20 protein-coding genes are annotated in these 25,842 nt (G+C 70.9%); 7 read left to right on the plus strand and 13 right to left on the minus strand.

What is annotated here, in order from left to right; all coding sequences use genetic code 11:
* Nucleotides 1-373 precede the first annotated feature (373 nt).
* The 3 genes from ABZZ20_RS31825 to thyX all read right to left on the minus strand — a co-directional run bounded on the left by ABZZ20_RS31825 (nt 374) and on the right by thyX (nt 4,083).
* Nucleotides 374-2,059: a ribonuclease J gene (locus tag ABZZ20_RS31825; RefSeq protein WP_356875611.1), complete on the minus strand. Its 1,686-nt coding sequence runs from the start codon at nt 2,057-2,059 to the stop codon at nt 374-376.
* 114 nt (nt 2,060-2,173) lie between these two features.
* Nucleotides 2,174-3,073 carry a 4-hydroxy-tetrahydrodipicolinate synthase gene (gene dapA / locus ABZZ20_RS31830; RefSeq protein ID WP_356875613.1) on the minus strand — a complete coding sequence of 300 codons (900 nt, stop codon included), beginning with the start codon at nt 3,071-3,073 and terminating at the stop codon, nt 2,174-2,176.
* A gap of 269 nt (nt 3,074-3,342) precedes the next feature.
* Entirely contained in the window at nt 3,343-4,083 is a 741-nt protein-coding gene (gene thyX, locus ABZZ20_RS31835; RefSeq protein WP_356875615.1) for an FAD-dependent thymidylate synthase, read from the minus strand.
* A 211-nt stretch (nt 4,084-4,294) separates the two neighbouring features.
* On the opposite strand from thyX, the gene ABZZ20_RS31840 reads away from it, so the two are divergent.
* Entirely contained in the window at nt 4,295-4,534 is a 240-nt protein-coding gene (locus tag ABZZ20_RS31840) for a hypothetical protein (protein WP_356875617.1), read from the plus strand.
* A gap of 48 nt (nt 4,535-4,582) precedes the next feature.
* Entirely contained in the window at nt 4,583-5,155 is a 573-nt protein-coding gene (locus ABZZ20_RS31845; protein WP_356875619.1) for a hypothetical protein, read from the plus strand.
* A gap of 40 nt (nt 5,156-5,195) precedes the next feature.
* Here ABZZ20_RS31845 and ABZZ20_RS31850 read toward each other — a convergent pair whose 3' ends face one another.
* From ABZZ20_RS31850 to eccD, 6 genes are all read right to left on the minus strand, one after another.
* The gene (locus ABZZ20_RS31850; protein ID WP_356875621.1) at nt 5,196-5,648 is read right to left on the minus strand and encodes a hypothetical protein; all 453 of its coding nucleotides are present in this window, start codon (nt 5,646-5,648) and stop codon (nt 5,196-5,198) included.
* Between the two features lie 19 nt (nt 5,649-5,667).
* On the minus strand, nt 5,668-6,423 hold the full coding sequence (dapB, locus tag ABZZ20_RS31855) for a 4-hydroxy-tetrahydrodipicolinate reductase (RefSeq protein ID WP_356875622.1): 756 nt from the start codon (nt 6,421-6,423) through the stop codon (nt 5,668-5,670).
* Nucleotides 6,424-6,535: 112 nt separating this feature from the next.
* Nucleotides 6,536-7,915 (minus strand): pitrilysin family protein, encoded by a 1,380-nt coding sequence (locus ABZZ20_RS31860; RefSeq protein WP_356875623.1) that lies wholly within the window; start codon nt 7,913-7,915, stop codon nt 6,536-6,538.
* Nucleotides 7,912-10,134, minus strand: a complete 2,223-nt coding sequence (locus tag ABZZ20_RS31865; RefSeq protein WP_356875695.1) for a polyribonucleotide nucleotidyltransferase — start codon at nt 10,132-10,134, stop codon at nt 7,912-7,914. The genes ABZZ20_RS31860 and ABZZ20_RS31865 overlap by 4 nt, the downstream gene beginning before the upstream one ends.
* Before the next feature lie 282 nt (nt 10,135-10,416).
* On the minus strand, nt 10,417-10,704 hold the full coding sequence (gene rpsO, locus ABZZ20_RS31870; protein WP_030859744.1) for a 30S ribosomal protein S15: 288 nt from the start codon (nt 10,702-10,704) through the stop codon (nt 10,417-10,419).
* A gap of 183 nt (nt 10,705-10,887) precedes the next feature.
* Entirely contained in the window at nt 10,888-12,393 is a 1,506-nt protein-coding gene (gene eccD / locus ABZZ20_RS31875) for a type VII secretion integral membrane protein EccD (protein WP_356875625.1), read from the minus strand.
* A 207-nt stretch (nt 12,394-12,600) separates the two neighbouring features.
* Here eccD and eccCa point away from each other — a divergent pair, with 207 nt between their 5' ends.
* Nucleotides 12,601-16,566: a type VII secretion protein EccCa gene (gene eccCa, locus ABZZ20_RS31880; protein ID WP_356875627.1), complete on the plus strand. Its 3,966-nt coding sequence runs from the start codon at nt 12,601-12,603 to the stop codon at nt 16,564-16,566.
* 217 nt (nt 16,567-16,783) lie between these two features.
* Nucleotides 16,784-17,029 (plus strand): DUF397 domain-containing protein, encoded by a 246-nt coding sequence (locus ABZZ20_RS31885; RefSeq protein WP_030303613.1) that lies wholly within the window; start codon nt 16,784-16,786, stop codon nt 17,027-17,029.
* Nucleotides 17,030-17,111: 82 nt separating this feature from the next.
* On the opposite strand, the gene ABZZ20_RS31890 is transcribed toward ABZZ20_RS31885, so the two are convergent.
* The 4 genes from ABZZ20_RS31890 to eccB form a co-directional block, all read right to left on the minus strand.
* Entirely contained in the window at nt 17,112-17,420 is a 309-nt protein-coding gene (locus ABZZ20_RS31890; protein WP_356875629.1) for a WXG100 family type VII secretion target, read from the minus strand.
* A gap of 48 nt (nt 17,421-17,468) precedes the next feature.
* Complete coding sequence (locus ABZZ20_RS31895) at nt 17,469-17,810, minus strand: hypothetical protein (RefSeq protein WP_356875631.1); 342 nt, start codon at nt 17,808-17,810, stop codon at nt 17,469-17,471.
* Nucleotides 17,811-18,023: 213 nt separating this feature from the next.
* Nucleotides 18,024-19,160, minus strand: a complete 1,137-nt coding sequence (mycP, locus tag ABZZ20_RS31900) for a type VII secretion-associated serine protease mycosin (protein WP_356875697.1) — start codon at nt 19,158-19,160, stop codon at nt 18,024-18,026.
* Between the two features lie 140 nt (nt 19,161-19,300).
* Nucleotides 19,301-20,911, minus strand: coding sequence for a type VII secretion protein EccB (gene eccB / locus ABZZ20_RS31905; RefSeq protein WP_356875633.1), 1,611 nt, complete (start codon nt 20,909-20,911; stop codon nt 19,301-19,303).
* Nucleotides 20,912-21,196: 285 nt separating this feature from the next.
* On the opposite strand from eccB, the gene eccE reads away from it, so the two are divergent.
* The 3 genes from eccE (at nt 21,197) to ABZZ20_RS31920 (ending at nt 25,733) form a co-directional block, all read left to right on the plus strand.
* Nucleotides 21,197-22,474, plus strand: a complete 1,278-nt coding sequence (gene eccE / locus ABZZ20_RS31910; RefSeq protein ID WP_356875635.1) for a type VII secretion protein EccE — start codon at nt 21,197-21,199, stop codon at nt 22,472-22,474.
* A complete protein-coding gene (locus ABZZ20_RS31915; RefSeq protein ID WP_356875637.1) occupies nt 22,471-23,169 on the plus strand; it encodes a hypothetical protein in 699 nt (232 codons plus the stop codon). Before eccE ends, ABZZ20_RS31915 begins: the two co-directional genes overlap by 4 nt.
* Before the next feature lie 230 nt (nt 23,170-23,399).
* Nucleotides 23,400-25,733, plus strand: a complete 2,334-nt coding sequence (locus ABZZ20_RS31920; RefSeq protein ID WP_356875639.1) for an SCO5717 family growth-regulating ATPase — start codon at nt 23,400-23,402, stop codon at nt 25,731-25,733.
* The last annotated feature ends 109 nt before the right edge of the window (nt 25,734-25,842 follow it).

Raw genomic sequence — 25,842 nt, forward strand, 5'->3', positions numbered from 1 at the left:
GTTCTTCGTTTCCGACTCTATCAGACTCTTTCGTGTCCGATTCCCGGTCGAAGCGGGTTTCGCTTTCCAGGTCTTCGCTTTCGCGTTTCCCTTTCTGGCGATTCCAACCTTACCAGACCTTTTCCGTGCCCCGCTTCCCGAAAGTCGCAGTGAGCTGGGAAATGAATTCGGCGGCCGTTGGAGGGCCTTTCCCTTTCGGGCGGATCAGACTTTATCAGGTTTCCCTGGCCTCGATTCCCGCCCGCCCGCAAGAACGGTCCGGGCACACGTGTGTGCTCGGACGTCGTACGAGGTGGAGACGTAAACGTACTGGAGCGGGGCCCCCGGATGCAAATCCGGTTGCCCCGCTCCAGTGACGGCGCTACGGCGAGGCTCAGACCTCGACCACGACCGGGAGGATCATCGGGCGACGGCGGTAGCCGTCCGAGACCCACTTGCCCATGGTCCGGCGGATGAGCTGCTGGATCTGGTGCGGCTCGGCGACGCCGTCCGCAGCCGCGCGGGAGATGGCTTCCTCGATCTTCGGGATGACCGTGCCGAAGGCCGAGTCCTCGATGCCGGAGCCGCGGGCCTGGATGGTCGGCCCGCTGACGATCTTGCCCGTGGTGCTGTCGACCACCACGTAGACCGAGATGATGCCCTCGTCGCCGAGGATCCGGCGGTCCTTGAGGTGCACCTCGGTGACGTCGCCGACCGAGAGGCCGTCCACGTACACGTAGCCGGCCTGGACCTTGCCGGAGATGCGGGCCTTGCCGTCAATCAGGTCGACGACCACGCCGTCCTCGGCGATGACGATGCGGTCCTTCGGGACACCCGTCATCGCGCCGAGCTCGGCGTTGGCGCGCAGGTGGCGCCATTCGCCGTGGACCGGCATGAGGTTCCGCGGCCTGCAGATGTTGTAGAAGTACAGCAGCTCGCCGGCGGAGGCGTGTCCGGAGACGTGCACCTTCGCGTTGCCCTTGTGGACCACGTTGGCGCCCCAGCGGGTCAGGCCGTTGATCACGCGGTAGACCGCGTTCTCGTTGCCCGGAATCAGCGACGACGCGAGGATCACGGTGTCGCCGGGGACGATCCGGATCTGGTGATCGCGGTTGGCCATGCGGGACAGCGCGGCCATCGGCTCGCCCTGGGAACCCGTGCAGACCAGCACGACCTCGTCGTCCGGCAGGTCGTCGAGGGTCTTCACGTCGACGACCAGACCGGCCGGGACCCGCAGATAGCCCAGGTCACGGGCGATGCCCATGTTGCGGACCATCGAACGGCCCACGAAGGCGACCCGGCGGCCGTACTCGTGCGCGGCGTCCAGGATCTGCTGGATGCGGTGCACGTGGCTGGCGAACGACGCCACGATGATCCGCTTCTGGGCCCCCGCGAAGACGCCGCGGATGGCGTTGGAGATGTCCCGCTCCGGCGGGACGAAGCCCGGGACCTCGGCGTTCGTCGAGTCCGACAGGAGGAGGTCGATGCCCTCCTCGCTCAGCCGCGCGAAGGCGTGCAGGTCGGTGAGGCGGTTGTCCAGCGGGAGCTGGTCCATCTTGAAGTCGCCGGTGGCGACGACGAGACCCGCGGGGGTGCGGATCGCGACGGCGAGGGCGTCCGGGATGGAGTGGTTGACCGCGATGAACTCGCAGTCGAAGAGTCCGAGGTTCTCCCGGTCGCCTTCCTTCACCTCGAGGGTGTAGGGACGGATCCGGTGCTCCTGGAGCTTCGCCTCGATGAGGGCCAGCGTCAGCTTGGAACCGATCAGCGGGATGTCCGGCTTCTCCCGCAGGAGGTAGGGGACGGCGCCGATGTGGTCCTCGTGGCCGTGCGTGAGGACGATGCCCTCGATGTCGTCGAGCCGGTCCCGGATGGACGAGAAGTCCGGAAGGATCAGGTCGACGCCCGGCTGCTCCTCCTCAGGGAAGAGGACGCCGCAGTCGACGATCAGCAGGCGGCCGTCGAACTCGAAGACGGTCATGTTGCGGCCGATCTCGCCGAGACCGCCCAGGGGGGTGACCCGGAGGCCGCCCTTGGGAAGCTTCGGGGGCGGACCGAGTTCAGGATGCGGATGGCTCAAAAGTCTCTCCTCACCACACACGCCACGTGCCTCGTAAGGCACGTGGCGCGCATGTCATTCGTGCACTTGCATTCGTTTTTATGGTCTTGCGTATTCAGTTGTGAAGTCTGGTTGTCAGAGCTGTACCCCGCCGGCGGCAAGATCGATCTTGAGTTGGGCCGTCTCTTCGGTGGTCAGCTCGACCAGCGGGAGCCGGAGCGGGCCCGCGGGCAGGCCCAGCAGGTTCAGGGCTCCCTTGGTGGTGATCACACCCTGCGTGCGGAACATCCCGGTGAAGACGGGAAGCAGCTTCTGGTGGATCTCGGCGGCCTTCTGGACGTCGCCGCCCAGGTGGGCTTCGAGCATCGCGCGGAGCTCGGGGGTGACCACATGGCCGACCACGGAGACGAAGCCGACGGCGCCGACGGACAGCAGCGGCAGGTTCAGCATGTCGTCGCCCGAGTACCAGGCCAGGCCACTCCGTGCGATCGCCCAGCTCGCGCTGCCGAGGTCGCCCTTGGCGTCCTTGTTGGCCACGATACGGGGGTGCTCGGCGAGCCTCACCAGGGTTTCGGTGGTGATCGGGACACCGCTGCGGCCGGGGATGTCATAGAGCATGACCGGAAGCTCGGTGGCGTCGGCGATCGCCGTGAAGTGCCGGTAGAGGCCTTCCTGCGGCGGCTTGCTGTAGTACGGGGTCACCGCGAGCAGACCGTGGGCGCCAGTGCGCTCGGCCTGGCGGGCGAGCTCAAGGGTGTGGCGGGTGTCGTTGGTGCCGATGCCGGCGACGACGTGGGCACGGTCACCGACCGCTTCGAGGACGGCTCGTACGAGGTCGTTTTTCTCCGCGTCGGTGGTGGTCGGGGACTCACCGGTGGTCCCGTTGATGATCAGGCCGTCGTTGCCTGCGTCCACCAGGTGGACGGCGAGCTGCTGCGCGCCGTCGAGGTCGAGTGCGCCATCCGCCGTGAACGGCGTGATCATGGCGGTGAGGACCCGCCCGAAGGGGGTCTGCGGAGTCGAGATCGGAGCCATGGGTAACACGCTACTCGCTGCCATGCTCGCAGTGTCCCCTCGGGGGACGTCAACGGGGCCGTGGCTCCTGGCGGGGCGGGGAGAAGTGTGGGAGCCCGGCACTGCCTGCTCGGGGGTTCAAGCAGTGCCGGGGTCCGTTTGATCAGCCTAGATGAACTTTACGAAACGTGGCAATACGGACACTTCGGACTTGCTTCCGCGCATCCGTACGTCAACCGCCGAAGCGTCCGCACCGTGCGGCGCCGAAGAACAGCGGGCGCCACCGGCCGCTACGGGGCGACGCGGCCGTTCGCGTTGTAGGCGGCGTACGTCAGCGGCATCAGCCCGGCCCAGTGCTGCTCCATCTTCTGGCCGACCATCTCGATCTCCCGCTGCGGGAAGGACGGGACGGCCGCGAGCTCGTGCTGCGTACGCAGGCCGAGGAAGTGCATGAGCGAGCGCGCGTTGCAGGTGGCGTACATCGAGGAGAAAAGTCCGACCGGCAGGACCGAACGGGCAACCTCGCGGGCCACGCCCGCCGCCAGCATCTCCTGGTAGGCCGCGTAGGCCTGGCGGTACGAGTCCTCCATGACCCGCCCCGTCAGTTCCTGCTGCGCCGCGGTGCCCTCGACGAAGACGTACTTGCCCGGACGGCCCTCCTGGACGAGCTTGCGCTCGGCGTCCGGGACGTAGAAGACCGGCTCCAGCTCCCTGTAGCGGCCGGATTCCTCGTTGTAGGACCAGCCGACGCGGTGCCGCATGAACTCGCGGAACACGAAGATCGGAGCGCTGATGAAGAAGGTCATCGAGTTGTGCTCGAACGGGCTGCCGTGGCGGTCCCGCATCAGGTAGTTGATGAGTCCCTTGGAGCGCTCCGGGTCCTTCTGCAGTTCCTCCAGGGACTGCTCGCCGGCCGTGGAGACACGGGCGGCCCACAGCACGTCGGAGTCGGCGGCGGAGTGCTTCACCAGCTCCACCGTCACATCACTGCGGAAGCTGGGTTTCAGGTCTGAAGCGGCGGTCTCGCTCACCGGGGGTCCTTCCGAACGACTCACATGGGGCGCGCCCACTCTACGGCGCCCCTCGCGGCCCACCGTGCACGCGCCCGGAGCCGTGCGGCCCTGCGCGTGGCTGACGCCCAGTCGGGGAATTCGCCCAGTGTGCCGAATCGGGCACGGATCGGGCGGCTCACACGTCCTTATCCATGCCAGCCGTTGTCCCGATCGAGAGGAGCTTCCTCCCATGTTCCGCCGGCGCGAGCCCGTTCCGTTCGCCTTCGTCGCCGAGGCCGACCGTTTCCGCAGTAACGTCACTCCGCCGCCGCGCGAGCGTCTGGGCAGGACCCAGATCGCCGCCCGTGGTCTGGTCGGGCTGACCGTCGTGGCGGGGCTCGTCGGTTCCCTGCTCTTCGGTATCCCCGCGCTCCAGCCCCACCAGGTGCCCGCCACGTCGCAGCAGTCGGAGGCTTCCGAGGGGCGGTAGCCTCTCGGGCACAGCCCAACCGAACGTGCATGTGAGTGAGGTACAGCCGTGCCCCTGCCCTTCTTGACGGCCGACGGCGCGTTCGACGCGCACGAAGACAGCGCTGGCGACGAGGTACTCCCCCACGACGACCACGACCGTTGGCGTCGGCCCTACCGGCCCGGCCCCTGGCGGGTGGCCGGCGCCGCGCTGCTGCTCCTGCTCGCGGCGTTCATGCTGCTCGCCACGATGATCATCGCGTTCGCGGGTGCGTGGGGCGGGGCCGCCGTCTGCCTGGCCGCCGCGCTCGCCGTGATCGGCTCGGCGCTGCGGATGCTCATGGTGGGCGTCTGGGTGAGCCGTACGGGGCTTCGCCGGGTGGGTTTCTTCACGACCCGCTCGATCGCCTGGAGCGAGATCACCGAACTCCGTACGGTGCAGCAGCCGGTGCGCTGGCTGGGGCTCCCGCGGACCGTTCAGGGCCAGGCGCTGACGGTGGCCGGAGCCGCCGGCGCGGAGCTTCCCGTTCTGCTGACCGACCACAACGCCGATTTCCTGTCGCGGACCGAGGCATTCGACCGGGCGACTGACACGGTCGAGGCCTGGGCCGACGAGTACCGGGCCGTGCCCCTGCCCGCCTGAAGCGGACGGGCGGAGCACGGGTAGCCCGTACGGGCCGGGATCAGGCTCGTACGGGCCTTCCGTCGTGCAGCGCGATGGCCCGCTGCATGGCCTTGCGGGCGCGGGGGGTGTCACGGGCGTCGTGGTAGGCGACGGCGAGGCGGAACCAGCTGCGCCAGTCCCCCGGCGCGTCCTCCGTCTCGGCCTTGCGGCGCGCGAACACCTCGTCGGCGGAGTCCCGCAGGATCCGGCCGTACTGGTCCCGCTCCAGCTCGTCCACGGGCAGTGCGCCCTCGGCCTCCAGCTCGGCCGCGAGCCGGTTCGCCTTCGTCACGAACTGCGTGTTCTTCCAGAGGAACCAGACGCCGATGACCGGCAGGACCAGCACGGCCACCCCGAAGGTCACGGTCAGCCAGGTGCCCTGCTGGATCAGCATCACCCCCCGGCTGCCGACCAGGACGAAGTAGACGACCAGGACCGCGGCCGTGAGGAAGTAAGTGATCTTCGCGCGCATGGGTACTACTGCCTGCTCATCAGCCGAGGTCGAGGAAGTTTTCCAGGCCGAAGGTGAGGCCCGGGGTCGCCGTGACGCGGCGCACGCCGAGCAGGATGCCCGGCATGAAGCTGCTGTGGTGCAGCGAGTCGTGACGGATGGTGAGGGTTTCGCCCTCCCCGCCGAGCAGCACCTCCTGGTGGGCCAGCAGGCCGCGCAGACGGATCGCGTGCACCGGAACGCCGTCGACGTTCGCGCCGCGCGCTCCGTCCAGGGCGGTCGCGGTGGCGTCGGGCTGCGGGGCGCAGCCGGCCTCGGCCCGGGCTGCCGCAATGAGCTGCGCCGTACGGGTCGCCGTGCCGGAGGGGGCGTCGACCTTGTTCGGGTGGTGCAGTTCCACGACCTCGACGGACTCGAAGTAGCGGGCTGCCTGCGCCGCGAACTTCATGGTGAGGACGGCGCCGATGGAGAAGTTCGGGGCGATGAGCACGCCGGTCTGCGGGGACCGGGCGAGCCAGGTGTCCAGCTGCGCGAGGCGCTCCTCGGTCCAGCCGGTGGTGCCCACGACGGCGTGGATGCCGTGGCGGAGGCAGAAGTCGAGGTTGTCCATGACGGAGGCGGGGGTGGTCAGCTCGACGGCGACCTGGGCGCCGGCCTCGGTCAGCGTCTCCAGCTTGTCCCCGCGGGTGAGGGCTGCGACCAGTTCCATGTCCTCGGCGGCCTCGACGGCTCGGACGGCTTCGGCTCCGATGCGCCCCTGGGCGCCGAGAACCGCGACCCGCAGCTTGCTGCTCATGCGTGCTTCCTTCGCTTCCACTCGTCGTGGCGGCCGGGCCGCCGTTCGTGCGGCCGGGCGCCGGGCGCCCGCCCCGGTGGGGCGTGCGACCGGCGGACCTGCCGTGCGTGCCTCAGACCACCGCTTCGTCGAGGCGGGCGGCCTGCTTCTCCTTCAGCGGGCCGATCACCGCGAGGGACGGCCTCTGCGCCAGTACATCCTGCGCCACCGAGCGGACGTCGTCCGGGGTCACCGATGCGATCCGGGCCAGCATGTCGTCGACCGACATCTGGTCGCCCCAGCACAGCTCGCTCTTGCCGATGCGGTTCATGATCGCGCCGGTGTCCTCCAGGCCGAGGACGGTGGAGCCGGACAGCTGGCCGATGGCCCGCTTGATCTCCTCGTCGGTGAGGCCCTCGGAGACGACCTTGTCGAGCTCGCCGCGGCAGATCCGGAGTACGTCGTGGACCTGGTTCGGGCGACAGCCCGCGTACACGCCGAAGAGACCCGAGTCGGCGAAGCCCGAGGTGTACGAGTACACGCTGTAGGCCAGGCCGCGCTTCTCCCGGACCTCCTGGAAGAGGCGGGAGGACATGCCGCCGCCGAGGGCGGTGTTCAGCACGCCGAGCGCCCAGCGGCGCTCGTCGGTGCGGGCCAGGCCGGGCATGCCGAGGACCACGTGGGCCTGCTCGGTCTTGCGGTTCACCAGGTCGACGCGGCCGGAGGTGCGGATGCGCTTGGTGCCGGTGCGCGGGCCGATCGGCTCGGCGTCGGTGCGCCCGAGGGCGCCGGCCTTCTCGAAGGCCGCGCGGACCTGGCGCACGACCTTGTTGTGGTCGACGTTGCCGGCCGCGGCCACCACGAGGTGGGTGGGGTCGTAGTGCTTCTTGTAGAAGCGGCGGATCCGTTCGGCTCCGAGGGCGTTGATCGTGTCGACGGTGCCGAGGACGGGGCGGCCCAGCGGGGTGTCGCCGAACATCGTGTGCGCGAACAGGTCGTGCACGCAGTCGCCCGGATCGTCCTCGGTCATCGCGATCTCTTCGAGGATGACGCCGCGCTCGGCGTCGACGTCCTCCTCGCGGATCAGCGAACCGGTGAGCATGTCGCAGACGACGTCGATCGCCAGCGGCAGGTCGGTGTCGAGCACCCGCGCGTAGTAGCAGGTGTACTCCTTCGCCGTGAAGGCGTTCATCTCGCCGCCGACCGCATCGATCGCGGAGGAGATGTCGAGGGCACTGCGCTTGCCGGTGCCCTTGAAGAGGAGGTGCTCCAGGTAGTGCGTGGCACCGTTGAGCGTGGGCGTCTCGTCGCGGGAGCCCACGTGCGCCCAGATGCCGAAGGTGGCGGAGCGGACCGAGGGCAGCGTCTCGGTGACGATGCGCAGTCCGCCGGGGAGGACCGTGCGCCGGACGGTGCCGATGCCGTTCTGCCCCTTGAGGAGGGTTTGGGTACGGGCGACGGCCCGCCCCTCCGAAGAGGGGCGGGCCGTCACACGGGAACTACGCGACGTCACTTGTCGGAGTCGTCCTTGTCAGCGTCGTCACCGGCGGCCTCGCCGTCGATCACGGGGATCAGGGACAGCTTGCCGCGCTGGTCGATCTCGGCGATCTCGACCTGGACCTTGGTGCCGACCGCGAGCACGTCCTCGACGTTCTCCACGCGCTTGCCACCGGCGAGCTTGCGGATCTGCGAGATGTGCAGCAGGCCGTCCTTGCCCGGGAGCAGGGAGACGAAGGCACCGAAGGTGGTGGTCTTGACGACCGTACCCAGGTAGCGCTCGCCGACCTCCGGCATGGTCGGGTTGGCGATGCCGTTGATCGTGGCGCGGGCGGCCTCGGCGGCCGGGCCGTCGGAGGCACCGATGTAGATGGTGCCGTCGTCCTCGATCGTGATCTCGGCGCCGGTGTCCTCCTGGATCTGGTTGATCATCTTGCCCTTGGGGCCGATGACCTCACCGATCTTGTCCACCGGGATCTTGACGGTGATGATCCGCGGGGCGTTCGGGGACATCTCGTCCGGCGTGTCGATCGCTTCCATCATCACGTCGAGGATGTGGAGGCGGGCGTCGCGGGCCTGCTTGAGGGCCGCGGCCAGGACGGAGGCCGGGATGCCGTCCAGCTTGGTGTCGAGCTGGAGGGCGGTCACGAACTCCTTGGTGCCGGCGACCTTGAAGTCCATGTCGCCGAAGGCGTCCTCCGCACCGAGGATGTCGGTGAGGGCGACGTAGTGCGTCTTGCCGTCGATCTCCTGGGAGATCAGGCCCATGGCGATACCGGCGACGGGGGCCTTGAGGGGCACACCGGCGTTCAGCAGCGACATGGTGGAGGCGCAGACCGAGCCCATGGACGTCGAACCGTTGGAGCCGAGGGCCTCGGACACCTGGCGGATCGCGTACGGGAACTCCTCGCGGGTCGGGAGGACCGGCACGATCGCGCGCTCGGCGAGCGCGCCGTGGCCGATCTCGCGGCGCTTGGGCGAGCCCACGCGGCCGGTCTCACCGACGGAGTACGGCGGGAAGTTGTAGTTGTGCATGTAGCGCTTGCGGGTCACCGGGGAAAGGGTGTCCAGCTGCTGCTCCATGCGGAGCATGTTGAGGGTGGTGACGCCCAGGATCTGGGTCTCGCCACGCTCGAACAGCGCCGAGCCGTGCACGCGCGGGATGGCCTCGACCTCGGCGGCGAGGGTACGGATGTCCGTGATCCCGCGGCCGTCGATGCGGACCTTGTCCTTGATGACGCGCTCGCGCACCAGGGCCTTGGTCAGGCTGCGGTAGGCGGCCGAGATCTCCTTCTCGCGGCCCTCGAAGGCCGGGAGGAGCTTCTCGGCGGCGATCTCCTTGACGCGGTCCAGCTCGGCCTCGCGGTCCTGCTTGCCCGCGATGGTCAGCGCCTGGGAGAGCTCGCCCTTGACGGCGGCCGCGAGGGCCTCGTACACGTCGTCCTGGTAGTCCAGGAAGACCGGGAACTCGCCCTCGGGCTTGGCGGCCTTGGCCGCCAGGTCCGCCTGGGCCTTGCAGAGGGCCTTGATGAAGGGCTTCGAGGCATCGAGGCCGGCGGCCACGATCTCCTCGGTCGGCGCCTCGGCGCCGCCCTTGACCAGGGCGATGGTCTTCTCGGTGGCCTCGGCCTCGACCATCATGATCGCGACGTCGCCGTCCTCCAGGACGCGGCCCGCGACGACCATGTCGAAGACGGCGTCCTCGAGCTCGGTGTGCGTCGGGAAGGCCACCCACTGGCCGCGGATCAGCGCGACGCGGACGCCGCCGATCGGGCCGGAGAAGGGCAGGCCGGCCAGCTGGGTGGACGCGGACGCGGCGTTGATCGCGATGACGTCGTACAGGTGGTCCGGGTTGAGCGCCATGACGGTGGCGACGACCTGGATCTCGTTGCGCAGGCCCTTCTTGAAGGACGGGCGCAGCGGGCGGTCGATCAGGCGGCAGGTGAGGATCGCGTCCTCGGAGGGGCGACCCTCGCGGCGGAAGAAGGAGCCGGGGATCTTGCCGGCCGCGTACTGCCGCTCCTCGACGTCCACCGTCAGGGGGAAGAAGTCGAGCTGGTCCTTGGGCTTCTTCGACGCGGTGGTGGCGGAAAGCACCATCGTGTCGTCGTCCAGGTAGGCAACGGCGGAGCCGGCGGCCTGGCGGGCCAGACGGCCCGTCTCGAAGCGGATGGTGCGGGTGCCGAAGGAACCGTTGTCAATGACGGCCTCGGCGTAGTGGGTCTCGTTCTCCACTAGCGTTTTCTCCATTTTCGTCGTCTCCGTCCGTAGCCCGTGTGGCGGCGGACGGTTGCGGAGAAGCGCTCCTTGCGTGCGGGCCGGTCTTCGATCGAAGTACCCGGTTCGGTGCCCGTGGGGCTTTCCGGGTACCACTACCGAGGACCGGCGGCGTAGGGAGGGCGCTCCTCCTCTTCAGTTGTGCGCGTGTGTCCAGACTACAAAGCGTCTGGTACGTCCCGCACGTACAGCAAAGGGAGCGGCCCCCTCAGTGTGGGAACCGCTCCCTTCACAGCGTCTTTACTTGACGCCGGCCGCACCGCGGCGGATGCCGAGGCGCTCGACCAGCGCGCGGAAGCGCTGGATGTCCTTCTTGGCCAGGTACTGCAGCAGGCGGCGACGCTGGCCGACCAGGATCAGCAGACCACGACGGGAGTGGTGGTCGTGCTTGTGGGTCTTCAGGTGCTCGGTCAGGTCCGAGATGCGCTTGGAGAGCATCGCAACCTGGACCTCGGGGGAGCCGGTGTCGCCCTCCTTGGCACCAAACTCGGCAATGATCTGCTTCTTCGTAGCGGCGTCGAGCGACACGCGTACTCCTCGTTCAGGTCTTCGTGGCCACCGAGTGCCCCAGGTCGAATTCGCTGGGGATCTTCCGTAACTCGGGAGGCGGGGTCCGCTGAGCGCAGTCCACAGACCCCTTGTCGGGGAATCCGGGGGACGCGTACACAAACGGCCGTCACACAGCGTACCAGGCTGCCGCCCGGCCCCGTCTCAGCTGGTGAGCGAGCGGGCCCGGGCGTACACGTCGAGCACGGCCAGGGCCAGCGGGACCAGGCTGAGGAGCACGGCCGCCTCGGTGAGGTCGAGCAGTCGCCCCCAGAAGGGTGACAGACCCTTGCGGGGTATGACCAGCGCAATTCCGACGAGCAGGGCGGCGCCGGCGGCGACCGCGGCCGAGAGCCAGATCGTACGGAGGTCCAGGCCGCCGCGGTCGTGGTACAGGAGGAGCTCGCGGACCAGGTCGACCGGCGGGTGCAGGGACAGGCCCAGGATCAGCAGGGCGACGGCGGCGAGACCGGCGACCAGGGCGCACACGACCTGGGAGGTGTAGCGGAAGAGCCGGGCACGCAGCAGCATGGCCAGCCCGGTCGCGAGGGCCAGCAGCCGGCCCCAGGTGTTGTCGGAGAAGCCGAGGACGGTGGCGGAGCCGACGACGACCGCGGCGCAGCCGCCGACCAGGCCGAGCAGCATCTCGTGGCCGCGGCGGGCCTGGGCGGCGATGGCCTCGGCGTCGAGCGGGGCGCCCGGGTCGTGCTGCTCGGAGCCGGCGGGGTCACCGTACGGCTCGGTCTCGTAGCGGTCCGGGGTCTCGTAGTCCTCCACGGCGCTCTGCGGGGCGGCGTACCCGATGGGCAGCCGGGCGAAGCGGGCGGAGAGACCGGGCAGGAACGCGACGAGGCCGATGGCCACGGGGGCGCAGACGGCGGCGGTCGCGGTCGCGGACGCCTCGGCGACGATGGCGACGAAGGTGGCCAGGGTTCCGGTGGCGGCCAGGAAGGTGGCCGCGACGAAGGGGGCGTCGCCGTGGGGGGTGAGCGCGACCAGGGCGACGGAGGCGACCAGGGCGCAGACGCAGCCGAGCAGGAACTGGAGGCGGCCCGGCCCCTCACCGGCGGCCGGGGCGACGATGCCGGAGCCCGCGATCAGCAGCATCGGGAGCGCGCCGAGGCCGAGGGCGACGGCGGAGCCGCGGTCGCGGTAGACGCGGGCACGCACTCCCGCGCCGGCGGCGAGGAGCACGCCTGCCGCGCCGGCGATGATCCCGGGCAGGCCGTGCATGTCGTGGCGGACCGGGTCGGCGTACCAGAGGACGAAGCCGAGCAGGACGAACAGCAGGGCGGCCCCGGCCAGGCCCGCGCCGCGGAGCATGTCGTCGCTCCAACGGTGCCGGTCGCGGACGACGGCGGAGGCGACGGCATCGGAGACGTCGTCGAAGACCGCGGGCGGCAGCGAATCGGCGAACGGGCGCAGGCTCAGCACCTCGCCGTCGAGGACCTGTTGCGCGGCGAGGGTGCGGGCGCCGTCGAGGACGGTCCCGTCGCGGCGGACCAGGTGGAAGCCGGTGGGGGCGCCGACGGGCTGGGTCTGGCCGGTGAGGCGCAGCAGTTCCGGATAGACGTCGGCGACGGCGATGTCCTCGGGGAGGGCGACGTCGATGCGGCTGTCGGGAGCCACGACGGTGACCCTGCAGAAGCCCGTCGCTGCGGCCGTACTCACCTGTGTGACCCCCCTGGTTGGCGCAGCGGACGTGCTGGCTGTCGCCTCGGATTCGCGGATGCGCATACTGCGCGGGCCACCCTACCGGGAGTATGCGTGACTGTCGGCAAGTAGGATCACCGTCGCGTGAAGGAGACCCCCTTCACGCCCGGGACTTGGGGGCGCCGGTTGCGACGTCCCGTCCGTTTTCGAGGGATTGATGCTCCGGTGAGCCAGATCGTCGTCAAACGCCCGCCGCGGTCCCTGCCGCCCGAAGTCCCTTCGGACGAGCTGAGGCTGGAGGCTCCACCGGAGCTTCCCCGCGGGCAGCAGGAGGGCATGCTGATGCAGCTCCTGCCGATGCTCGGCATGGGCTCGTCGGTCGTCTTCTTCTTCATGCCGGGTGCGGCGCCGTTCATGCGCATCATGGGTGTGCTGATGCTGGTGTCGACGGTGGGCATGGTCGTGGCCCAGTTGGTGCGCCATCGACGTGGTACGCAGGGGCAAATGGCCGATGTGCGCCGGGACTACTTGAAGTACCTGGCGCAGACCCGACGTCAGGTCCGCAGGACCGCGCGGGCGCAGCGCGACGCGCAGTTGTACCTGCACCCGGCGCCCGAGCAGTTGTGGTCCGTGGTGGCCGAGGGTTCGCGGCTGTGGGAACGGCGCGTCGGCGACGAAGACTTCGGGCAGGCCCGGCTCGGACTGGGCGCGCAGCGCCTCGCGACCCCGCTGGTGGCGCCGGACACGGCTCCGGTGGACGAGTTGGAGCCGCTGACCGCGGGCGCGATGCAGCGCTTCTTGAAGGTGCACTCCTCGCTGGACGGGCTCCCGGTGGCGGTGTCGCTGCGGGCGTTCTACCACGTGACGGTGTCCGGGGAGCCGGAGGCGGCGCGCGGAACGGCGCGGGCGCTGGTGGCACAGCTGGCGACGCTGCACTCCCCCGAGGACCTGGTGGTGGCCGTGGTGGCCGCGCCGGGAGCGGTGCCCGCATGGGACTGGACGAAGTGGCTGCCGCACACGCAGGTCCCGGGGCAGGTCGACGGGGCCGGTACGAAGCGGCTGTTCAGCGATGACCTTTCCGAGCTGGAGGGGCTGCTTGCGCCCCGGCTCGACGGGCGACCGCGGTTCAGCCGCGACGTGTCCCCGGTGCTGGACCAGCCGCACCTGGTCGTCGTACTGGACGCCAACGGCCGCGGGGGCCTGGTGCCGCCGGACTCGGCGTTCGCGGCGGCCGAAGGACTGCAGGGCGTGACCATCGTCGAGGTGGTCGCGGGCGAGTTGGACGAGCCGCGCGGCGGGCTGTCGGTCGTGGTGCGCCCGGGCCGACTGCGACTGGAGTCGGGCGCGGGCGTCGCGTACGAGGGGGTGCCGGACGCGCTGTCGCTGCCGGCGGCGGAGGCCCTCGCACGCCAGCTGGCGCCGCTGCGCACCGGTGGTGGCGACGACGACGAACCGCTGTTGGCGAACCTGGACTTCACGGACCTGCTGAACCTGGGCGACGCTGCCTCGATCGACGTGGCCCGCACCTGGCGGCCTCGGTCGGCCGGTGAGCGGCTGCGCGTGCCGATCGGTGTCGGCGAGGACGGCGCCCCGGTCATGCTCGACCTCAAGGAGGCGGCGCAGGAGGGCATGGGGCCGCACGGCCTGTGCGTGGGTGCGACCGGTTCCGGCAAGTCGGAGCTGCTGCGCACGCTGGTGCTGGGCCTGGCGGTCACGCACACCTCGGAGACGCTGAACTTCGTGCTCGCCGACTTCAAGGGCGGTGCGACCTTCACCGGCATGGGTCAGATGCCGCACGTCGCGGCCGTCATCACCAACCTGGCGGACGACCTGACGCTCGTGGACCGCATGGGCGACTCGATCCGCGGTGAGCTCCAGCGCCGGCAGGAGCTGCTCCGCTCGGCGGGCAACTACGCGAACATCCACGACTACGAGAAGGCGCGCGCGGCGGGTGCCCCGCTGGAGCCGCTGGCCTCGCTGGTGCTGGTCATCGACGAGTTCAGCGAGCTGCTGACCGCGAAGCCCGACTTCATCGACATGTTCATCCAGATCGGCCGCATCGGCCGTTCGCTGGGCGTGCACCTGTTGCTGGCCTCGCAGCGCCTGGAGGAGGGCAAGCTGCGCGGGCTGGACACGTACCTCTCGTACCGGATCGGTCTGCGGACCTTCTCGGCGGCGGAGTCGCGCACCGCGATCGGCGTGCCGGATGCGTACCACCTGCCGTCGGTGCCGGGTTCGGGCTACCTGAAGTTCGGTACGGACGAGATGACGCGGTTCAAAGCTGCGTACGTCTCGGGCACCTACCGCTCGGGCGGGCCGGACCTGTCGGTGGGCCTGTTCCCGGTCGAACGGCGTCCCGTGCTGTTCACGGCCACGCCGGTGCCGGTCGTGTACGCGGCGCCGGACCCGGCCTACCTGGCCGTGCAGTCGGAGCGGGAGGACGACGCGCTCGCGGACACGGTGCTCGACGTGATCGTGGCCCGGCTGGAGGGTCAGGGGGTGCCGGCGCACCAGGTCTGGCTGCCGCCGCTCGACCAGGCCCCGCCGCTGGACCAGTTGCTTCCGGCGCTCGCGCCTTCCACGGAGCGCGGCCTGCACGCGGAGGGGTACACGCGGCCCGGCGGGCTCGTCGTACCTCTCGGCCTCATCGACAAGCCCTTCGAGCAGCGCCGCGAGGTGCTCTACCGGGACTTCTCGGGCGCGGCGGGTCACATGATGGTGGTCGGCGGCCCGCAGTCGGGCAAGTCGACGCTGATGCGGACGCTGATCTCCTCGTTCGCACTGACGCACACCCCGCGCGAGGTGCAGTTCTACGGGCTGGACTTCGGCGGCGGCAGCCTGTCGGCGGTGGCCGAACTGCCGCACGTGGGCGGGATCGCCTCGCGCCTGGACCCGGAGCGGGTGCGGCGCACGGTCGCGGAGGTGGGGGGCATCCTCAACCGCCGCGAGGAGTTCTTCCGCTCGCACAACATCGACTCCATCGGCACGTACCGGCGGCGGCGCGCGGCGGGCGACCTGCCCGGCGAGGCCTGGGGCGACGTGTTCCTCGTCATCGACGGCTGGGGCGGGTTCCGGACGGAGTACGAGGGCCTGGAGCCGGTGGTCACGGACATCGCCTCGCGCGGTCTCGGCTACGGCATCCACGTGGTGATCACGGCGGCGCGGTACATGGAGGTGCGGGCCGCGCTCAAGGACCAGATGCTGAACAGGCTGGAGCTGCGGCTCGGCGACGTCATGGACTCCGAGTTCGACCGCAAGGTAGCGGCCAACGTCCCGACCGGGATGCCGGGACGCGGCCAGGTGGCGGAGAAGCTGCACTTCCTCGGCGCGCTCCCGCGGGTCGACGGCTCCCACAACCCGGACGACCTGTCGGAGGCCACGGCCGCCTTCGTGTCGGCGGTGAAGCAGAACTGGGCGGGCGCCGCGGCTCCCGGCGTACGGCTGCTGCCGCGGCTGCTGCACGCCGACCAGCTGCCCAAGGGCGGGGAACACCCCGGCCGCGGGCTGGCCATCGGTATCGACGAGACGGACCTGGAGCCGGTGTTCGTCGACTTCGAGAGCGACCCGTTCTTCCTCGTCTTCGGCGAGAGCGAGTCCGGCAAGACGAACCTGCTGCGCCTGATCTGCCAGCAGATCGCGGAGCGGTACACCCCGGACCAGGCCCGCCTCGTCGTCGGTGACTACCGGCGCAGCCTGCTGGGCGCCCTGCCGGAGGAGCACCTGCTGGAGTACGCGCCGATGGCGAGCTCCCTGCAGACGCACATGGAGGCGCTCGGGGGCGTGTTCTCGCGCCGGCAGCCGCCGACGGACGTCACCCCGCAGCAGCTGCGCGACCGCAGTTGGTGGACCGGCCCGGACGTCTTCATCGTCATCGACGACTACGACCTGGTCGCCACCAGCCAGGGCAATCCGCTGGCCCCGCTGGTGGAGTTCCTGCCGTTCGCCCGGGACACGGGCGTCCGCTTCATCATCGCGCGCAACTCGGCGGGTGCCTCGCGTTCGCTGTACGAGCCGTTCATGCAGCGCATCAAGGAGCTCGGCGCGCAGGGCGTGGTGCTGTCGGGCGACCCGTCCGAGGGCGACCTGATCGGCAACGTCCGGCCGCGTCCGATGCCGCCGGGCCGGGCGTACTACTCCACGCGCAAGCGCGGAACGTCGCTCGTGCAGCTGGGACGACTGCCGGGCATGTGAGGCTTCGGGGCCCGGGCGAGCCATCGCCCGGGCCCCGAAGGCCTTGCCGGCACGGCCACGCCGCATCGGCAGCTGGAAGGTCTATGAAGCCGGCGTCAAGCTTCCGCTACGAGGTGACCGGGTGAGTCGGGGAAACGCTCTCCCACCGGGGGCGCCGGCACCGATAATCGGTGGGGAAGACCGCGGTAGTACCGCACCGCCGAGGGAAAGGCCGCACATGGGCACCCAGCAGGAGAAGGACGAGCTGTACGCGCTCGACATCAGCGGCGTCGAGTGGGAGGGCCCGCCCGGGACCAGCCCGGACGAGGAGCGGGTCGAGATCGCCCGGCTGCCCGAGGGCGCCGTGGCCATGCGCTCCTCGCTCGACCGGGACACGGTGCTGCGTTACACGGCGGCCGAGTGGGAGGCGTTCGTACTCGGGGCCAGGGACGGGGAGTTCGACCTCGACCGCGGACCCCGCTGAGGCCGGTACCGCCGGGCATGACGACGGGGCGCGCCCGGTGCGGGCGCGCCCCGTCTCCGCATGGGGTTGCGGTCGACCCGGCTCAGTAGGCCTCGGTGAACAGGCGCGAGGCCTTCACGTCGGTGGCGCGGTAGTCGCCCTTGCCCTGCTCGATCAGCTTGGCAACCTGCTCCAGCTGCTTGTGCATGTGGTCGGCCTTGCCCTTGTACTTCCCCTGAAGGGTGACGTACGCCTGGTGCGCCTCACCGTCCCAGGTGTCGGTGACGACCTTCAGGGCCTGGTCCATCTCCTCCAGGTCCGTCATGATCTTCTTCGAGACGACCCGGATGCGGTTCGCCATCTCCTGGACGCTCTCATACCGGACCTTGGTGTGGCCGTCGGTACCAGCCATGTTCTTCTCCTTCGCGCTGAGCTGAGTGGGGAACGACGTAAAGGCAGGTCAGATGCTGTTGAGGCCGGAGCCGGAGCCGCCCTGGCCCGCGGAGGCCTGCACCGTCTTGAACGCTGCGCGCACGTCGTCGTCCTGCGCGTTGCTGAGGTTCTTGGTCTGCGCGACCGCGTTGTGCAGCACCCCGAGGAGACGTCGGATCTCGTCGTGGTCCTCATTGACGACCGTCTGGGCGGAGACGAAGCCCGAGGCACCCACACCGGTCCAGCCGGCGCTCACCGTGGCGAGGATGTCCGCCAGTTCGCGGGACTGGGTGGTGACGGCACGGGCCGTCGTCTCGATCTTGTTCTTCGCCTGGACGATCGGATCGTCTGCGAGTCCGAAATTGCTCATCCGAAGCTCCTCACTTCTCAATTCGCCGGCAGAACCGGCGGATTGCGCAGCGGAGCGGACGTTCCCGGCGCGGATACGAGCCACGCGCCCTGGAATTCCCCCTCCGCCTCACGCGATCCCCCGATCACAGTCGTGAAGCCTGGTGTCACTCTAGCCAGTTCATCGGACGGTCCCAACACCGGTGGGCCGCTTCCGTTGATGAACTGTGACGGTTCACTGCAAACGACCTCGGCGCTTGCGGGCGTCCCGGACGACCGTCGCCGTGCCCGCGATGACGGCGATCAGCACGGCTCCGATGCCGAGAGCGTACGTGCCGAGCCGCTCTTCGCGCTCCTGTGTTGTCTCGGCGAGCCGCAGCGCCGCCGCCTCGGGGGCCGCCGCCGGGGGCGGGCCGGGATCCGGAACGGGGGCCTTCGGGCGTTCGTGGTCCTGGGTCAGCGCGCGCACCGGGTCGACCACTCCCCAACCGACGTAGTCATCACGTCCGTTGACCGAGCGCTCGGCGGTGCCCTGGATCTGCCAGACGACCTCCTGCGGGGACCAGTCCGGGTGTTTGGCGCGCAGCAGGGCGGCGACTCCGGCGACGTACGGCGCCGAGAAGCTGGTGCCGTTGTCGATGCACTGGCCGAAGCCTGGGACGGTGGAGACCATGTCGACGCCGGGCGCGGCGACCCCGATGAAGTCACCGGGCTGCGAGAACGCGGCCCGCTCGTTGTTGCGGTCCGAGGAGGCCACGGCGAGGACCCCCGGGAAGGCCGCCGGGTAGGTCTTGCGCTTCTGGCCGCTCATGCCGTCGTTGCCCGCCGAGGCCACGACCACGACCTTCGCGTCGATGGCCCGTTGCACGGCCTTGCCGAGTTCGGAATCCGCGGTCAGCGGGACGTCGGTGTCCTGGGAGATGTTGATGACCTGGGCCCCCTTGGAGACGGCATGGTCGATCGCCTGTCCCAGGGACAGGGCGTTGCCCTTGCCCTGTCCGTCGTTCTGCCGGATCGGGATGATCGTGGAGTCCGGGGCCAGGCCGACGAAGCCGGTGCCGTCCTGCGGGCGGGCCGCGATCAGCCCGGCCACCTTCGTGCCGTGGCCGACCGTGTCGTTGGTACCGTCGCCGCCCTTGGGGTCGACGAAGTCCTTGCCCGCGCCCACGTCGATGGCAGCGCTGAGCTGCGGGTTCGCCCGGTCCACACCGGTGTCGATGACTGCGACGCGGACGCTCTTGCCGTCCTTGTCCTTGCCCTTGGTCTGCGCCCAGAGCGCGTCGAGCAGCAGCCGTTGCAGGGCCCAGGGGCGGTCGGCGATCTGCTTCTTCATGGGGAAGGTGCACTCGCCGGCGCCCGCGAGGCTCAGCATCGGCGCCCGGAGGGGCTCGGGAGCCGGCGTGCCCGCCGCGGCGACGCCCACGCCGGTCGGGCCGGCCAGGGCGGCGACGGTGAGGGTCGCGGTGAGCAGCGTGCTTCGCGTGTACGAGGGCATGGGCATCGGCGGTTTCCTCACGAACCCTGCGGCTGGCGGGCGGAGTTGGTGTCCAGGCGTGGCCCCTTGGAGAGGAACTCCGACCACGCGATGGGCACCATGGCCGGTACGACGGCCCCGTAGCCGAGGCGGATCTGCGCCTGGCTGGCCTCGGGGCGGCCGTCCGTGGCCCCCTGGGTGTTCTGCTGGTCGGGCGCACCGATCTTCGACTTCTCGGCGTCGCTGTCCCCGTTGGCCTGTACGGCGTAGCGCAGGCCGGTGTCGGTGACCAGGAAGAGGGCACCTCCCGCCGTGGTCTGCTTGCCCTGGATCTGGGTGTAGAGGAGTCCCGAGCCGGGGGTGACGTACGCGCTCGTACCGCTGGCGGTGATGTCCACGGGGAATCCGGTGCCGGCCCAGGTGCTCAGGGTCTGGTTGCCCTGGCCGTCGACCGAGCGCAGGACGTTGCAGATGGTGTCGCGGGCGCCGGCGCCCTGGCCGGTGGCGCCCGGTGCGGCGGCGCCCTGGGCGGCGTCCGCGGGGGCGACCTGGTTGATGCGGTCGGACTTCTTCTGCGGCCACTTGGCCTCGCCCTTGAACGCCGTGGCGTCCGGATTGAGCGACTGGAGGTCGACCTCGCGGGGCTTCCCGTGCATGTTGAGACCGTCCGTCGCGGGCGCCGAGATCAGCAGCCATGCCACGAAGTCGGAGATCGGGGCGACCTTGCCGGGCAGGACGACGTAGTGCTGCGCACCGGAACCGGTCTGCGCCTTGAGCACCATGCCGACCTTGTTGTCACCGGTGGTCAGGCCCTGGACGTCGGCCTTCGTGCCGGCCGCGACGGGCAGCTGCGGAAAGGCCAGGTCGTCGCCGGAGTTGAGGGTGGCCAGCCACTGCTCGGTGACCTGCTGCGGGGTGGCGCCGGTGCTGCCGACCAACGCGTTGGTCATCTTCCCTGCGTCCGCGCCGCCTTCGGGGAACTTGTACTTCCTCCCCGTGCCGTCGATCAGGTAGCGCTCCTTGGCCGCGCCGGTGCTCTGCACGTACAGCATCTGCGTGTCGGTGACCTTGCGGGCGTCGTCCATGAGCCCCGCCTCGCGGTCGGCCAGGACGAAGGTGGCGGTCTGTACGGTCTTGCCGTTGCCGCCCGGTGCCTGGCACACGGCCCAGCGCTTGGCCTTGCCGGCGTCCTGCGGTGCGGGCAGCCGGTCGGGGGCGTAGGGAATGCCGATGATGGGACCGCGCGGCGGCTTGCCCGCGTCGAGCACCTTGTCATCGATCTGGATGACCTTGAACTTCTGTGGATCCAGGAGGAGTCGGGCGGAGGCGAGGTTGAGGACCGGGTGCAGCCGTGTCTGGTCCTTGCCGTTCACCTTGGTCGTCAGCACGACGTACCGGGTCGTCGACTGCGTGCCGACGATGACCTTGGTGCCGGCTTCGTCCCAGCCCTTGGGGGCCTGGGGCTTGAACATCCCCCATGCACCGAACGCGGCGAGCACCAACGCACCCGCCACCAGCCCGGGCAGGACGGCCCGCAGCGGACGCGGTGCCCCTTCCTCGGAACCCGTGGCGGAAGGCTGGAGGAACGCGGCCACCGTGCGCCGCTTCGCAAAGGTGTACGCGTTGAGTTCATCACGTCGTGATGCCATGACCGTCTGCTTCTCCCCGCACGGCCCCGGTCGGTGAGTACGGTCCCCGGGCCTCGATTGTCGGACCGGGGACCTACTATGCCTCTTGACCGAGGGTGCACACGGTCCGGGTAGGGTGAGGCTGCCGCTCACTGCCTTCCGCGACCGGGGTCATCAGGGCTTGTTGGGGTGGATGGGAGAGATTCCGGGGTCATGCGGCGGGCATCGCCCGGCTCCGGCACTCACGGGGTACGACCCTGGGGGCACCTCCCAGCGGTAGCTGGGGGAGAAAGGGGAGGTGGGCACGTGACGGCCACCGCGACGCAGCCGCAGACGGGCGTACCGACAACCGTACGCGGCGGGGTGACGCCGTATCCGAAGTCGAGCCCGGGCCGCTTCGGTCCGTTTCGACTGCAACAGCTCGTACTGCTCCAGATCGCCGCGGCCGCCCTGCTGGTGGCCTGGGTCGTGGAACCGCTGCTGCTGGTTCCCGCCGGTGTGCTGGCCCTCGTCCTGGTGGTGCTCGCGGTCGTGCGCCGCCACCAGCGCTCCCTGCCCGAGTGGATCGGCGGCGCCCTCGCACTGCGCGCCCGGCGGCGCCGGGCCGCGTCGTGGCCGGTGCCCCCGGGCACCGAGCCGGGGCTGGCCCCGCTCGTCGAGGCCGATCCCGCGCTGCGGACCCTCACCTTCAGCGATCGCGACCGGCGGCCGGTCGGAATGGTCGGTGACGGGACCTTCCTGACCGTCGTCGTCCAGGTGGACACGGACGCGACCGCGCTGCGCCCCGACCGCGGCGCCCGGCCGCTGCCGCTGGCCCTCGTACGGGACATCCTCGAAGTGGACGGCATCCGGCTGGAGTCCGCGCAATTGGTGCAGCACACCCAGCCCGCGCCGGCCCCGCACCTGCCGGCCCAGTCGATGGCCACCCGCAACTACGCGCCGCTCCAGGCCACGACGGGCACCCCGGCGGTACGCCTGACCTGGATCGCCCTCAAGCTCGACCCGGAACTCTGCCCCGAGGCGGTCACCGCGCGCGGCGGCGGACTCGCGGGCGCGCAGCGCTGCGTGGTGCGGGCTGCCGACCAGTTGGCGAGCCGACTGACCGGAGCCGGGTTCCGGTCCACCGTGCTCACCGAGCAGGAACTGACGGCCGCTCTGGCCACGTCCTCGTGCGCGAACCCGATGGCGATCACCCAGGCGGGACGTTCGGCGAGCACCGGCCGGCGCACGGAGGAGACGGCGCGGATCTGGCGCTGCGACGACCGGCGGCACACCACGTACTGGATAGGTCGCTGGCCGCAACTCGGCGGCGGCGGCACGGCGTCCCTGCCGCAGTTCGTGGCGCTGCTGACCTCGCTGCCGGCGCTGGCGACGAACTTCAGCCTGACGATGGCTCCGGCGGAGCGTCAGGGCGTCACGTTGACCGGCCACGTACGGGTCACGGGACGCAGCGACGAGGAACTCGTCGCCGCCCGCCGGGAACTGGAACGGACGGCCCGCGGCGTGCGCACCGGGCTGGTCCGGCTCGACCGCGAACAGGTACCGGGGCTGCTGGCTTCGCTGCCGCTGGGAGGGGCGCGATGAGGGGCGGCTTCGGGTTGGTCGGACCGCGCCGGGAACGGCACATGGTCGCGGCGGTGGACCTGGACGCGCTGTCGGTGCCCGTCGGGGACGACGGGGTCGTCATCGGCGTGGACGCCGAGGGGCGGCCCGCCGTCCTCGGCATCAACCGGCCGACGCCGTACGAGGTGACGCTGATCGGCGGCCTGTGGACGGCGCAGGTGCTGGCGCTGCGCGCAGCGGCCACGGGTGCGCGGGTGGCGGTGGAGACCGGGCGCGGGCAGGCGTGGTCCGGGCTGGCCCAGGCTGCGGGCGGCGGCCAGCAGTGCGTGACGCTGCACGAGGTCGGTCGCGTTCCGCCGCAGGGCGCGTCGGCGGGCAGCCCGGTGCTGGTCGTCCGCGACTGCGGGATGCGCCCGCCGCGCGGGCGGGTGGTGGCGGGGCCCTGGCAGTCGGTGCTGACCCTGCTGCCGTACCTGAGCCCGACGGCGCCCAGGCTGCTGCAGAACTCGTCTCTGGTGGGCGTCCAGCGGGTGTCCCCGGACGAGGCGGAACAACTCGGTCGCCTGATGAACCTGCCGCGACCGGCCGTGGAGTCGCTGCCGACCCTGGGCGACGGGGTCACCCTGTGGTGCACCCCGCGGGACCGCCAGTTCGTGATGACCCAGGGCACGGAAGCGGAAGTGGGCCTCCTGGGCCCGTCCCGCCGCATCGACTGACGCCTCGCTCCGGAGCGCCCGACCGGGCCGGACCGATGACGGTTGCTCAGGGGGCGGGCAACCCTGTAGGCAGGACGACAAGGACGACGACCCGCGGCGGGCCCGGACGGGTACCGGCAGAGCGCGTCGCCCAACGGGGGCGGACATCGGTGTCGGCGCGCGATTAGGCTGAGCGCGGGCGCGGCGTCGAGGTGGGCGCCGGACCAGTGTTCGATAGACCAGGAGGACCAGTGAGCGGCGATCGGAACGAGAGGCGCGGCGGGACGTGGGACGTCCCGACGGACGATCAGTCCGACGCGGAGCCCGAGGTGACGGGCGAGTTCACCATCGACTACACCCCACCCGCCTGGTACACGCAGGGCGCGACCCCGGCCACCCCGGTTCCGGGCCTCCCCGAGGGAAGCGGATTCGAACCCCACCGTCCGTCGGACGTGGGCTCGCCTCCCACGATGAAGATGACCCCGCCGGCGCCGCGCACCCCGTCGGACGGTGCCGGCGTACCCGGAGCCTTCAGTGCTCCGTCGGCGCCCTCGCCCCTCGGCGCTCCTGCCGAGGCACCCGCACCACCGGCGCCCGCGCCGTTCGCGACCCCGGCCGAGGCACCTACCCCGCCGGCGCCCGCGCCGTTCCCGACCCCGGCCGAGGCACCCGCACCACCGGCGCCCGCGCCGTTCAGCAGCCCCGCTGACGCCGCGCCGGCACCGGCACCCGCGCCTGCGCCTGCGGCGTTCCCCCCGCCGGTCGACGCCCCCACGCCGTCGGCACCCTTCAGCGCCCAGGCCGACGGTACGAACCCGGCCGCACCGTTCACACCCCCGACCGACCGGGCACCCGCCCCCATCGGTACGCCGGCCGACGGCACGCCCGTACCCCCGGCGTCCCCGGCCCCGACCGACCTGGCACCCGCGCCGCCGGCGCCCGCCGACGCCCCCGCGCCCCTCGGCAGCCCGGCCGACACCCCGTCCGATGCACCCGGCCCGCTCGCGAAGACCTCCTTCGAGGGATCGCCCGCTGCCCAGCGGCACGACACCCCGCCCGACGGGACGGCCATCCCGTTCGCGATGCCGCAGGCTCAGGCTCCGGAACCCGTCAGCCCCGCGGACGCGGCCCACCCGTCCGTGGAACCCCCCTTCGAGGGACCCGCTAGCGAACTGCCTGTGCTGCCGGCCGCGTTCACCCCTGCGGCCGCGCCGCAGGACGGGTACGGCTTCCCGCCGGTCCCGGCACACCCGCAGCCACAGCCACAGGCGCCCATGGGCGCGGACTATGCCTTCCCGCCCGCACAGCCCGCCCCGGTGCCGCCCGCACCACAGCAGCCGCACCCGCAGCATGCACAGCCGCACTACGACCCCCGTACCGGTGCCCAGTGGCCCGCCGGCCCTCAGCCGGGCCCGCAGCCGCACGACCCCCGGTACCAGCCCGGCCCGGCCGCCGGCGGAGCTCCCCTCGGCTACACCGCGGCCGTCGAGCTGTCCTCCGACCGCCTGCTGCGCGGCAAGCAGAAGCCCAAGCCTCAGCGCTCCGGCTTCCGCTTCGGCGGCAAGGCTGCGGAAGCGGAGCGCCTGCGCAAGCTCGAACTGATCCGCACCCCGGTCATGTCCTGCTACCGCATCGCCGTCATCAGCCTCAAGGGCGGTGTCGGCAAGACCACGACCACCACCGCGCTCGGCGCCACCCTCGCCACCGAGCGCCAGGACAAGATCCTGGCCATCGACGCGAACCCCGACGCCGGCACCCTCGGCCGCCGCGTCCGCCGGGAGACCGGTGCCACGATCCGAGACCTGGTCCAGGCGATCCCGTACCTGAACTCGTACATGGACATCAGGCGGTTCACCTCCCAGGCCCCCTCCGGCCTGGAGATCATCGCCAACGACGTGGACCCCGCCGTCTCCACGACCTTCAACGACGAGGACTACCGACGCGTCATCGAGACGCTCGGCCGCCAATACCCGATCATCCTCACCGACTCGGGCACCGGTCTGCTGTACTCGGCCATGCGCGGCGTCCTCGACCTCGCCGATCAGCTGATCATCATCTCGACCCCGTCGGTCGACGGCGCCAGCAGCGCGAGCACCACGCTCGACTGGCTCTCCGCACACGGGTACGCCGACCTGGTCTCCCGCTCCCTCACCGTCATCTCGGGGGTCCGCGAGACAAGCAAGATGATCAAAATCGAAGACATCGTGCAGCACTTCGAGACCCGCTGCCGGGGCGTCGTCGTGGTCCCGTTCGACGAGCACCTCGCGGCCGGCGCCGAAGTCGACCTCGACCTGATGCGCCCCAAGACCCGCGAGGCGTACTTCGACCTCTCCGCCCTCGTGGCCGAGGACTTCATCCGCGCGGCCCAGCAGGCCCCGCAAGGCCACTGGGGAGCACCTCAGCAGCCGGCGCCGCAGCCGCCTCAACAGGGCCAGCCGCCGTACGGCCAGCCCCAGCCCCAACCGCAGGCCCCGTCCCCGTACCAGCAGCCTCCGCAGCCGTACGGCCAGCCCTATCCGCAGCCCGGCCAGCCCTGGCAGCCACAGCAGCCGCAACAGCCCCCGCGCGATCCGCGGCTCGGCTGACGACGGCAGCGCGAAGGGCCCGTACCTCCTCCGGGAGGTACGGGCCCTTCGCGCCGCCCGGCGGGGGGGAGTGCGCCGCGCAGTGCTCCGCGGCGTACGCCTCGGTCAG

This window comes from Streptomyces sp. NPDC006430 (genome assembly GCF_040612395.1).
In the GTDB taxonomy this organism is placed as follows: Bacteria; Actinomycetota; Actinomycetes; order Streptomycetales; family Streptomycetaceae; genus Streptomyces.

Excerpts from the sequence above, each read along its gene's own strand:
- dapA (WP_356875613.1), bottom strand. The coding sequence starts at position 3,073 with ATGGCTCCGATCTCGACTCCGCAGACCCCCTTCGGGCGGGTCCTCACC.
- ABZZ20_RS31840 (WP_356875617.1), top strand. The coding sequence starts at position 4,295 with ATGTTCCGCCGGCGCGAGCCCGTTCCGTTCGCCTTCGTCGCCGAGGCC.
- ABZZ20_RS31850 (WP_356875621.1), bottom strand. The coding sequence starts at position 5,648 with ATGCGCGCGAAGATCACTTACTTCCTCACGGCCGCGGTCCTGGTCGTC.
- dapB (WP_356875622.1), bottom strand. The coding sequence starts at position 6,423 with ATGAGCAGCAAGCTGCGGGTCGCGGTTCTCGGCGCCCAGGGGCGCATC.
- ABZZ20_RS31885 (WP_030303613.1), top strand. The coding sequence starts at position 16,784 with ATGGGCACCCAGCAGGAGAAGGACGAGCTGTACGCGCTCGACATCAGC.
- ABZZ20_RS31890 (WP_356875629.1), bottom strand. The coding sequence starts at position 17,420 with ATGGCTGGTACCGACGGCCACACCAAGGTCCGGTATGAGAGCGTCCAG.
- ABZZ20_RS31895 (WP_356875631.1), bottom strand. The coding sequence starts at position 17,810 with ATGAGCAATTTCGGACTCGCAGACGATCCGATCGTCCAGGCGAAGAAC.
- mycP (WP_356875697.1), bottom strand. The coding sequence starts at position 19,160 with ATGCTGAGCCTCGCGGGCGCCGGCGAGTGCACCTTCCCCATGAAGAAG.
- eccB (WP_356875633.1), bottom strand. The coding sequence starts at position 20,911 with ATGGCATCACGACGTGATGAACTCAACGCGTACACCTTTGCGAAGCGG.
- ABZZ20_RS31915 (WP_356875637.1), top strand. The coding sequence starts at position 22,471 with ATGAGGGGCGGCTTCGGGTTGGTCGGACCGCGCCGGGAACGGCACATG.